At 44.4% G+C, this 12131-nt stretch carries 6 protein-coding genes; all 6 read right to left on the reverse strand.

The features are described 5' to 3' along the window. Position 1: 1 nt before the first annotated feature. Positions 2–2260: a hypothetical protein gene (locus NBH15_RS10035; protein ID WP_244050780.1), complete on the reverse strand. Its 2259-nt coding sequence runs from the start codon at positions 2258–2260 to the stop codon at positions 2–4. Positions 2261–2344: 84 nt separating this feature from the next. Next, positions 2345–4852: an outer membrane protein assembly factor BamB family protein gene (locus tag NBH15_RS10040; RefSeq protein WP_244050779.1), complete on the reverse strand. Its 2508-nt coding sequence runs from the start codon at positions 4850–4852 to the stop codon at positions 2345–2347. A 113-nt stretch (positions 4853–4965) separates the two neighbouring features. Then, entirely contained in the window at positions 4966–6549 is a 1584-nt protein-coding gene (locus NBH15_RS10045; protein ID WP_128134607.1) for a glycoside hydrolase family 43 protein, read from the reverse strand. Positions 6550–6565: 16 nt separating this feature from the next. Beyond that, positions 6566–9085 (reverse strand): beta-galactosidase GalB, encoded by a 2520-nt coding sequence (galB, locus tag NBH15_RS10050; RefSeq protein WP_128134608.1) that lies wholly within the window; start codon positions 9083–9085, stop codon positions 6566–6568. Positions 9086–9101: 16 nt separating this feature from the next. Beyond that, on the reverse strand, positions 9102–10937 hold the full coding sequence (locus tag NBH15_RS10055; protein ID WP_128134609.1) for a right-handed parallel beta-helix repeat-containing protein: 1836 nt from the start codon (positions 10935–10937) through the stop codon (positions 9102–9104). A gap of 145 nt (positions 10938–11082) precedes the next feature. Further along, positions 11083–12003, reverse strand: coding sequence for a metallophosphoesterase family protein (locus tag NBH15_RS10060; protein ID WP_250822586.1), 921 nt, complete (start codon positions 12001–12003; stop codon positions 11083–11085). Positions 12004–12131: the final 128 nt, after the last annotated feature.

The following is a 12131-nucleotide window of genomic DNA, read 5'->3' on the forward strand; positions in this document are numbered from 1 at the left end:
ATTACTTTTTAGCATATAAATCAAACGAACGTCCTTTTTGCCCGTTCTCCATCTGATACAAAGTCCAACCACTGTTATCCGCCTTTTTCTCCAATCGCCAACTCAATGCCGGGTTTTGTAACATCTTACGGATATGTGTCGGGAAAGCATCTGCCCTGCGAGCTTCTTCCCAGGTACGTACCACATTGAATATCTCATATTTTTGCGGACAACTTTCTACATCTTTCTGACCGATCCTGAACGCATACGTACAACCATAACCGATAGCTGTAGCTTCAATATGCTCATAATCTTCCACCGTCGACTCAGCCGTAATCGGGAAATTACCACCAAATGAAGACGGGAAAAAGTTGGCGTAAGTAACATCACGAAGGTCTTTACCCTGACTGGTCGTACTTCCCCATACACGCTTCTTCACATCATAAATATTCAAACCGCCTCCCACATTCCAAGTGCTTTGATAATGCCAGGATCCTTCCGACAAAGTCGCCCCCGTAAAACGAATATCAGGTAAACCATGCTTCTTCGCTTGCTCAAACATATTGCGGAAGAAACGTTTCACGCCATAACCGCCAAAACCAGTATGGAAATAAAACTCCTGTCCGTCATAATCGAACATGCCCAATCCGCTGTTCTTGCAAATATCGGCATAATGGCGTGCCAGTTCATCTTGTAATTCCAGGTTAGGAATCAATCCGGCATATGCTCCACCTACCGCAGGTTGAAGTTTATCCACAGCATCCCCCTTTATATGAGCAGCAGGTTGAGTACCCCAATAACCACGTGTCACTTTCATGAGTCGATATGGTTTTTCCTTTGTAACACCCAAATAGTGAATCAATTCCTTACCGATCTTAACCATATTCAATTCCGGACTATGTCCTTCCCAACAAGCTATTTCTTCCAAATGAGTAGGATCATCGATATAAATCATCGTATCCGTCTCGCTCAAATTTTCCATAAGGAAACGACGATGCAAAATACAGATACTGTCCGAAGGTACCGGGCTACAATCCTTCGTTCCGGGTGCCATTGAATTAGATATGGATGTTCGTCCCAAAATCAAATCCTCTTTAGCCAACAGGTCGGCATACTCGCGAGTAGACAAATCCTTATCTGTGAAATGATAGCGTTTCTTTTCATGTCGCGGACCGTCAATGAAACCGCCATTTCCCCTATCGGCATGCAAGAAAGGTTGGTCGTACGTATGAATCACTTTCAATCCCATCTGTTTAGCATACGATGCCACACTGTCCATAAGTCCTCCGTATGTACATAGATCCGGCATGAAAGTTGTAGGATCTTTTACCCACTTACCCTGGAAAGTAGGATAAGGCAAGCCCTCATTCAAAACGATATCCTGAATAACTTCCATCAAAGCCGTACTATCCGGGCTACCCCACAAAGCGATAGACGAACCGATGAAATCCACTCCCGGAACATCCTGACGCATCATGTGGTTAGGTTCATTATTTTGGAAGATAGGATTACCTTCCGGAGAATAGATCATCTTACCTTTCCGGCGATCACGCGAATGATAGCGTATATTAATTCGTCCGTTACAATCAACAAAAGCCGTATTGCCATATAGAATACGGAAATACGATTCTTTCCGATTATAAAAAGCCACATCGTTGATTCCGTCGCCTCCCATCGTAAACTGTTGCCCTTCATGCAATGTTAACGGTAATGGATGATTCACCGGATCAGGTGTATGGGCAATATAACCCGAAGGACCTGTTTCGGATGTAAAACGTGATTCTCCGCCAATCGTATTATCGTCCAACGCCAAAGCTCCGATAGCATAACCTACCGCAGCCGAAGTATCACGGGCCACCCCGATCATTTCCCCTAATAAATTGGTAATATTCGTATAATAATTACCCCACTGTATGCCATCGATTCCATTGCGAGGTTCCAAACTTTCCAACTTCAACTTGAAATATTTTATCTTCTCATCCAAAGCAACTGTTGCCACAGAGCCGTTCTCGTATTCCAACCGATACTTGCCTCCGCTGTAATGAGCCTTCTGCGGATAATAATACCGTTTCAGGTCTTCGTCATAAAGAGACAACAAGGGCGATGGCTGGTCTGCCGGGCTGAAATTGCGACTTTCGCGCGTAAGGTTCCACATACCGGTGATATATCCCCGGTTATCTATATCAATACCGAACCGATCTGTTTTAAACGATTGATGTGTACCCGACTCGCAACTACATAATAACAGAGTTACAGCTACAAAAGATAATGTTTTCTTCATGATATAATTTATATGTTTTATTTACTCTCTATATAAGAATACACTTCTTGTACCAAAAACATTTAGATAACAGCCTTATTTTTCTTATTTATTTTGAGATTCGTAACCATTTTGAGCTGCAAACCCATACACGTTGCCCCCAAAATCTACTACAAAAATACCATTACCCGATACAGCAACCGTTGCAAAGACCGGAGTACCCAGATGATGCCGCCATTGCAAGCGTCCGGTCTTGGCATGGATGGCATAGAGTGTTCCATCGGAAGCCCCTATATAGATCTGATCCCCGCAAATGACCGGGCTGGCTTCCACCGTTGCCGGATGGTTTCCTTGGTAAGGGGCGGAGAGAATCATAGCTTCGCGGGTCTTGAAACGCCATTTTTCTTCCAAAGTCTCTTTGTCCAATGCTACCATCCCATTGGTAGAGGTACCGAAGATGATCGCATCGTCCGTCACCAAAGGAGTAGAAGCCACTTCGACCCCTTCACCCAATTTCTTACGCATGAGGATACGCCCGGTCTTATTCTCTACCACCAACAACGAGTTGGCGGAGGTAACATACATGACATCTCCCCATACGGCTGGAGTAGCCGCACGGAAACGTAAATCAGGATCTATGTCTTCCCAAAGCTTCTCGCCGGTCTTTGCATCGTTGCCGAACAAACCTCCCCAATGCCTGCTCCCGATCACAACATCATTCCGGCTCAACGCCAACGTGGCCACGCAACCTTCACCCCGTATCCAGCCTTTGTTTTGCCAAATGATTTCACCCGTAGAAGCCTTAAAGGCTGTCAATTGAAGCCCCGTACCGGCATAAACAATGCCCTCTTTCGCAACCAGTCCATCGTTCAACCCCGGAGTCACGCCAATCTTCAAATCCTTTTGCCAGGCAATAGAGCCATCGGATGTTTTCACGGCATACACGATCCCTTGCACATCCTGGGCAAACACAAGCCCCGACTCAACCGCAATGCTATTGCGGACAGACGATTTCAACGGACATTTCCAGACACACTTGCCGGTAGCCGCGTCTATCTTGGTCAAAGAAGCCTTGCCGGTTTCGTTATCGTCGAGGGAAGCAACATAAATAAAGCCTTCGCTGACCACTGGGGAAGACATATAGATGTTAGAACCCACGTTTGTTGTCCAAGCCAAACGGGGAGCACGAAGCGTATCTTTCACAATGCCGACATGCTCCGGATTCCCCAATAGGTTTGCCCAATCCCCATCGGCTACAATCCGGGGCGTATTCTTTTTGTCATACAAGAATGAGGCCGTCTTTTTACCGATCTCCCCGTTTGCATAATGAGCCTCGGCAATAACGGTCACATAATGTCCTTCGGCTATTTGTGGCAAAGTCATCTCGGCTGTCCAGGCAAAATCGCTTTGTTGTTTCATCGGCTTACCTGCCACGATGGTCTTCCCGTCGAAAGTACAGGAATAGCGTACTTGTGTTACCGGGCTGGCGGTCGAATAGGCATTCACAACCAAGGGGATAGTCCCTTCCGGGGTAATGGCCGCCTGGTGGTTCTGAATGGAAGCGATGACCATGTGCTTGTCCATATAGGAATAATGGAAATCAGAAGTAAAGTCGCCTTTGCCATCAATGTTCATGACACGGAAAGCGGATGAAGCATGGTCAATGCCGCCATAAACCGGCGTGGAAGAACAGATCACGCCAATCCCATTATCCGGATGGGTATAAATATGGTTGACATGCCAATGCCCGTAAAGCCATGCCTTCAGGTTATGAGCCAACAAATCAACCGTTTCTTTATTCTTCAACGTATATTTAAAGTCAGGACACCCGCATTCGCCGGGGATGGTGTGGTTGAACACATAAACCGCTTTATCCTTGCCGACATGCTTCAAATCGTTCGCCATCCAAGTGAACACGTCATCCAACCGGTAACTTGGCGCATGGTCGCCTCCCGGCATCGGGGTGACAATGTAATGCACGTTACCTACCTCAAACGAATAAAATGTAGGTCCATAAATCTTTTCGAATAATTCCTCCCCGTATTTTCCAGCAACCAGGTCATGGTTACCTACCGAATAGAACACCTGCGTTTCGGGCATATTCGATGAATTCATCACCTTGATATGGTTATTTAAACCGCCTACATAACAAATATCGCCCGTGTGGATAATAAAAGCCACCTTTTCATTGGCGGCATATTCGCGCATTCCTTCCGTCCATTCGTCTTGCCCTTGTTCCTCGCCGATCTCGGTATCCGATATATGGATAAACTTATGGCTTCCATCACTTTTCACCGCATCATAGCGCAACAACCCGAAGTCATAGCTGGTCTGCCCTTCTTCAATACGGTGATAATACGCATTCTCGGTCTTATACCCCGAAGGAGTCGTGATAAAAATAAAACGCTCCTTCTCGTGCCCCGGCAAACAAAAACATCCTTTTTCATCGGTTAAAACTACGTTTAATCCATCGGAAACCGATATTCCTTTCATCAAGGTTTCACCTTTGTCCCAACGCCCATTGTGGTTCGCGTCTACAAAAACTTTGCCGGTATGTTGCGCCGACACGATGGCAGGGAATGCCAACAACATTCCCAATATTATTTTTTTCATGCTTTAAATATTAACAAATTAGTCCATGCAAATATAAAAACAGCTACCGTTATTTAAAATAACAAATAGCTGCCTTTTCCGTGGATTATTATTGCAATTTGGTGTCACCTTAGCTATTTATTCGTAAACCGGAACCAGTTAAAATCAACATATCCATCCACGCCTTCCGCTTTCGTGGTGAAGTTGAGCAAGGCGAAACGATTGCCGGTCCAAGGCAATCCCAGCTCCATCTTGTGTTCTTTACCGATCGGGGAATAATTCATCCCATCCAGACTGTAATAAAAACGTGCCGTAAAATTCTTGTCCATGACACGTGCCCTGAACCAGATCTTGTCGCCAGTAAAGTTATCCACCGATTCGATCTCCTTGTCACCGTCATACATGACAATCTTACGGCTGCTGCCTTCCTGTTTCACTGCCACGTAAGCATAAGGAAGCTGAAAAATTCCCAGCCCTGCCACATTGCCGTCTTTCATTCCCGACACGATCATCTCCACCGAACCTTCCGAAGACGGGCCTTGCACACGCTGGGTCAATGTATTACGGGCTTCATACAATTTCGGGGCTTGCGATGCTTTCAAACGCATATATCCACGACGTTCCGTCAACGACCATTTCGTATTGTCCGGATTGTGATTCCATTGCCATTGTAATCCCAACTGTTTACCGTCAAATTCATCAGTCGTGGCCGGAGCTGTCAAACGTTGTTGTTTTTTACCTACTTCCGGTTTCCGGTAAGTAATCACATCTTTGCCATCGACTCCCAACATGGGCCATCCGTCTACCCACCTCACCGGCAACAAATGAGGTACACGGCCGATAGGACCACGGTCTTGCATGATGATGAACCACCAATCTCCATTCTCCAGCTGTACCATTCCCCCTTGGTGCAATCCGTTCGGCGGATAAGATGTCGCATCTTCCACAATCACCTTATGTTCATAAGGGCCGTAAATATTTTTCGAACGAAGACAGACCTGCCAACCTTCCGTACCTCCTGCCGGACAGGTGATATAGTACATACCATTTATTTTATACATATGGGCTCCTTCCATGCCGAAATTCGGTCCCCAGGTCCGGCTGTCTTTAAAACCCTTATTCCATATCTCCACAGGCTTTCCTTTAACTGACTTCACATCCGCATTCAGTTCCGTAATGAATAACCGGCCCTGTCCGTGGACTACATATACTTTGCCGTCATCATCAAAGAACAACCCCGGATCATACAAATATTCCGGGAATATCGTCCGCTCCCACGGTCCTTCCGGCTTGTCGGCTATGCAGATCGAGAAATGGCCTTGCTCGTTTCCCCATCCGTTAGGCGTACAAAAACCGACATAAAACTTACCGTTATGATGGCGTATCGTGGCTGCCCACGACCCATTCATATACATTGTACCTCCTTGCATGTCAAAACGCGGGTCTTCATCGTAACGGTCGACAGCATAGCCCGCCATCTCCCAATTGACCAAATCCTTCGACACGGCAATCGGACATCCGGGCACATAATTCATACTTGTAGACACGAAATAGAACTTATCGTCCACCCGAATAACATCCGGGTCCGGCCAGTCACCCCACATGATCGGGTTCGTAAAAGTCCCATTACCGTTATCCGGTGTCCAAACCTGTTGCGCATCTGCAACATAACTTGCCATCAATGACAAAACGATAACTAAACTTGATTTCAACCCCATATATGTTCTTATTTTATTATTCATGATCTATCTCAATATCAACCGTCGCCTTTTCCAATCCCTCCGAACTGATAATCAAGCGAAGCGGCTTTTTCCCTTCTCGTTTAGCTTTGACTATTGCCAGAAACAAACCGTTAAACGCCGGACGGGACGGTTCCGAAAAGGTGATCAAACAAGTCGGGTCACCATTATCGGTCGCGACAATTACCCCGTCACCTTCCAAGCTACAGAAGATACGGTTCTCGGCTGTCGGCACATCGTATCCATCTTTATCCACCAACGAAACTTTAACAAAGACTAAGTCTTCGCCATCTGCCTTAATAGATGTCTTATCCGCCACAGCCTTCAGGCGGACGGGATCACCGGTGGTCTGCACACGGGTTTCCGCCCACTTTTTATGCTGCTTATAAGCAACAGCCTTTAATTCTCCCGGTTCATACATCACACTGTCCCAACGGAAACGGTATTCATACGGTTGTTTCTTTTTCTTACCCAACGACTTGCCGTTCAGATAAAGTTCTACCTCGTCCCCCGAACTATATACAAAAACAGGTGTCACTTTACCTACCCGATCGGGAAAATTCCAGTGTGGAAGGATATGTACCATTGGCGTATCTGGCATCCAACGCGCCTTATATAGGTAATAGCGGTCTTTCGGGAAACCTGCCAGATCAACAATACCGAAATAACTGCTCCGCGATGTAGGGCGATTACGCTCTATCTTGTTCAATTCTTCACGCTGCTTGGCTAGTTCTTCCTCTGTCATGGCCGCCGAATGATTCAACAAGACACTGGCATCACTATTAAATGGAGTCGGTTCACCCAAATAATCAAAGCCCGTCCATACAAATTCACCACAAATGGCCGGATATTTATCCAATGCAGCAAATTCCCAATCGGGTAATCCTCCCCATCCGGGTTGCGTTAAATCATAAGATGAAACATGGAGTTGGCGTGGAAAATATTCGCCTCTGGAACTCATCGTCGAACTCGATTCACTGGAATATCCCGACAAATGCTCATGCCCTTTCTTATTCAAAAATTCCCCATAGAAATCAGGCCCTCCATATACGCCGGCAGCATAATTCATACCATGAACATCCACCTGCAATTCTGTTCCATTCACAGCTGACTTACTTGGATAAGAGGCCCCGAACGTAGCCGGACGAGTTGTATCGAAACGATGAACCACTTCTGTCAGATGTTTAACGATTCCAAGTTCCGGATTATATTGTTCCGGCAACTCATTCCCGGTACTCCATAAGATGACGGACGGGTGGTTCCGGTCCCGGCAAACAAGCATTTCTATATCTTTTTCATGCCACTTTTCATATAAAGAACTGTAATCACCCTCTTTTTTACCTATTGTCCAACTATCGAACAACTCATCCATAACCAGAAACCCCATTTTATCCGCCAACTCCAACAATTCCGGTGCCGGAGGATTATGAGAGGTACGTATTGCATTACAACCAAAACTTTTCAGTATGCGCAATTGGCGCTCCATAGCAACCTTATTTACGGCTGCTCCCAAAGCCCCCAAGTCGTGATGGTTACATGTCCCGTTTATCTGCACGCGTTTACCGTTTAACAGAAAGCCGTTATCATGTGTGAACTGAATGGTCCGGAAACCAAATGACGTATCATACACATCCACCAGTTTGTTTTTATTATAAACCGACACACGAGCCAAATAGCGGTTAGTATTCTCCAGACTCCATCGTTTCGGAGAGTTCACAAGCAAAGAGACCGTATCGCCAGTCAATTGATTTGGTTTCAACAGTAATTGTTTCTTTAAACCGACTGCAACTTTCTCGCCCGGTACATCATCCTTATCCAGTTCATAAATATCGACCACGTACTGTCCGTCTACAGTTTCCGACAAATTATTCTGTATTTCGACATTGACCAAAGCACTAGCCCGTTCGTCCGTGATTTCAGGAGTTGTCACAAAAACACCCCAATGTGCCACATGTACAGGATTCGTTTTTACCAACCGTACATGCCGATAAATTCCGGCACCGGGATACCAGCGGGAACCAAACTTTTCGGTATTCAACCGGACAGCCACCACATTCTTCTTATCATACAAAAGATAAGGGGTCAAATCAACCCGGAAAGAGCTGTATCCGTAAGGCCATTCCCCCACTTTTTTCCCATTGAGCCAAACTTCGGCATTCGCCATCGCCCCATCGAAATCCAGATAAAACCGTTTCTTTTTATCTTTCGACGATACTTCAAAATATTTACGGTACCAGCCGATGCCCTGCCAAGGCAATTTTCCGGTATACCCATCCAGGTCGATCCGGAAAGGTCCCTCGATCGCCCAATCGTGGGGAACATCCAGCCTCCTCCAATCCCAATCGTTAAACGAATAAGCCTGCAAAGAATCCGGTTCCTCCACACGCGAACCATCCGCCTGCAAACCAAACCGGGCAAACCGCCAATCTCTATCAAAATTCAATTCGGACCGTTGCCCCCAGGCAAACAATCCGAACATGTTTATACATGCTATGATTAAATAAGACTTTCTCATATTGATTCTAATAACATTATTTTTCAAACATGATATCTTTTGAATAACATACATTCTTTTTCTTCATATTTTCAATTCGAAGGTTACGCCCCAATACTTCACCTTCAAAACTTGTACCTTCAATAACAACCCGGTCGCAACCATTTAACAGAAAGGTATTTTTATTACCTGACGATGGTTGTAACTCGGTAGTACGAATAATCCGGTTACCTTTAAATAAAAGATCGGATGTACTTTTCGCATAAAGAACCGGATAATCGAAGGTTTTAAATGTATTATTCTCGATCCGGACATTCCGGTGTACCGGACGATTCGGTTCGATCACCGTATTTGAAGGGTTCAGGGCAATCACCGCATTACCCGGTCCACCCTGATAAGCACAATCGATAAACGTATTATTACGAATCAACACGTCCGACACTGGACCAGACTCAAACCACCCTTCTGCATCCCCTTCAATTAAGATTGCACTCATTCCGGTTTTATTGAAAATATTATTTTCAACAACAGCTTTACGAGGTGTGGTGAGTAATAAACCACGAGTACATGTCCGTGTAAAATAATTATTCTTTATTTCCACTTCCGGTGTACAGGTCATATTCTCAATACAATCCAAATTCAACTCCACCTCCGACGGTACTGGTTTATCCAACCGAAGTTCTACTTCTCTTTCAGAAAGCCTTTTAACAGACAAGACCTTAGATGCCGCGTATCGTTCCATACGTTTCGCCCTGACAAATGCAACTTCATCTCCTTCATGAAAAGCTGTAAAGCCATAACTCTGACCATGCATAAAACGGAGCTTCAAGGTCTGTTTATCCAGTTTCTCCAGGATTCTCAGATTAGTCCCGTGTATATTGATCGGATCGTCATGAGCCCCTTCGAAACGGCAGTCCGTAATATTTATCTTACCACTACACCCCGAAAAATGCATCATATCAGCAGAAGCAGCTAATATTCTTCCACTTCCTTCCGGAGGCATACAGTTGACATGATCCATCGTAATATTTTTTACAAATTGATTTACAATCCCCAAGCCATGCATATAATGCATATTGACCTGACGAAGAGTCATATCGCTACTCTCTACGATAAACATGCCCACTTGATCGCGGATTACATCACGAATAGTCAGAATATTCCCTATTTTCGGACGGAAACCTGCAGGAGTGGCAAAATGGACGACCCCAGGAGATAATTCTTTAGCCTCCGACTCCGACAATGTTTTCCAACCCGAACTATAGCGTGAAGTTCCATTCTCGGGATCAAATTCATTACAATGTATCAGGTTCGATTTCCATCCTTCCCCAAAGATATTTATTCTGCCATTCCGAACCTCATACCAGGAATCAGGATGGAGCGTGACAACTACCCCCTCATTCTCAATCCGGGTATAACAGATTTCCGATGCGGTAGGGCGCTGAAAGTCCGTACTGATATTTTGAAGTTGGATATTCTTACAATGGTCAAACACCATTGTGATCATTTTACCATGATACATCAATAAGGAACCGTTACCTTCTATAGTCAGATTCTCAATCCCTTTAAATAGCAAACCTATTGTTTTTATTTTGGACGGACATTCCGACTCGGTCGATGTATTGGATATGAAATACTCTGCCCGGGTTGCACCTTCAGGCCAGATATCATAGCGACCTTTCGGAAAAGACAATACTTTCGCCCCCGTTTGCTTACAGGCATCAATAGCAGCTTGCAAACCTGTTACTACATTTTTATAAGTATCCGGATACACCCCAAAAGAAGAAACACAAATAGTATCTCCCTTATCAGCCCTCACCGTATGAACCGATAATAATAAAAATAAGACTAGCACATGTTTACTAAACGACATAGGTTTGAATATTAACAAATTTAAGGAGACAAATATAAAAACAGCTATCGCTATTTAAAATAGCAAATAGCGGCCTATTCCGTGGATTATTATTGCTTTCTGTGTCTATGCAATTCCTTATTTTATAAAATCACATTCTATCCGATTATTTTTTGGGGGTGATTTTTGCCTCCCAACCATAATCGATATATTCCCAAGTAAAGCTATCATCCTTGCCGACATGTACCAGCAAATAGCCTTCTTCTGTTTCTTGCATAGGTCCTTGCCACCAACAAGCACTCACACCACCCCCTGTCACAAACCAACGATTACGCTCCATTATTTCTTCATGGATATGTTGATGTCCCTGCAAAACCACCTTTAGATTGTATTGATTCAACAAATCCACGACCTGTTTGGTGTTGCCGACATTTTCAAACCCAAATGTTCCATCCACTACCGGATAATAAAGAGACAACAAAGGGACATGCAGTGACACGACTATCGGCATTTCTTTTCCCACAGCCTCCAAGTCCTTTCGTAACCAATCCATTTGTTCCGGACCGATATGGCAATATTTATCTCCATCACGATCCATACTGTTTAAGACTATAAAATGTACTCCTTTATGGTCAAAAGAATGATAAACCGGTCCGTAATGCCTTTCAAACAATTTAAACCCAAACCGATCTTCCTCTCCATCGCAATAAAAATAACGGTCGTGATTGCCTATCGTAAAATAAGAAGGCAATGAAAATTCCGATACAATACTTTTAAAATGCTCATGTAATGAATCCGCAACTTGTTGTTCTTCTTTTTTATAATGAGCCGTACCTATATTGTCTCCACCGAACAACACAAAGTCCACATTGCGTTTCTTTGCATCGGCAAGTGCCTGCCTCAGACCATTATCTCCATCGCCATAATTATCCGGGCCTAGATGTACATCGGTTAAAAAGGCAAAAGAAAATTTCTCTATTGAACGAGAGTTATCACCAGCTACCTCCTGTCCTGTTTTCGAAACGCAACCCAGAAAGGGAATAGGCAACAACACGCCTGATAATTGTAAGAATCTTTTTCTGTTCATTGTATTATGCTATTTTTAATGATTTCAATAGTTTATTATCGCATTTACTCTACCGTAAACTCATGTAATGAAAACGAATAATATCCGCCCATTTTAACAGTTCCAAACGGTCACAAAAACCAAAACGT

The organism is Parabacteroides caeci (assembly GCF_023656795.1).
GTDB lineage: Bacteria > Bacteroidota > Bacteroidia > Bacteroidales > Tannerellaceae > Parabacteroides > Parabacteroides segnis.

What these genes read in the sequence shown, in the direction of transcription:
- NBH15_RS10060 (WP_250822586.1), bottom strand. Translation starts at nt 12,003, where the DNA reads ATGAACAGAAAAAGATTCTTACAATTATCAGGCGTGTTGTTGCCTATT.
- NBH15_RS10045 (WP_128134607.1), bottom strand. Translation starts at nt 6,549, where the DNA reads ATGGGGTTGAAATCAAGTTTAGTTATCGTTTTGTCATTGATGGCAAGT.
- NBH15_RS10040 (WP_244050779.1), bottom strand. Translation starts at nt 4,852, where the DNA reads ATGAAAAAAATAATATTGGGAATGTTGTTGGCATTCCCTGCCATCGTG.
- galB (WP_128134608.1), bottom strand. Translation starts at nt 9,085, where the DNA reads ATGAGAAAGTCTTATTTAATCATAGCATGTATAAACATGTTCGGATTG.
- NBH15_RS10035 (WP_244050780.1), bottom strand. Translation starts at nt 2,260, where the DNA reads ATGAAGAAAACATTATCTTTTGTAGCTGTAACTCTGTTATTATGTAGT.
- NBH15_RS10055 (WP_128134609.1), bottom strand. Translation starts at nt 10,937, where the DNA reads ATGTCGTTTAGTAAACATGTGCTAGTCTTATTTTTATTATTATCGGTT.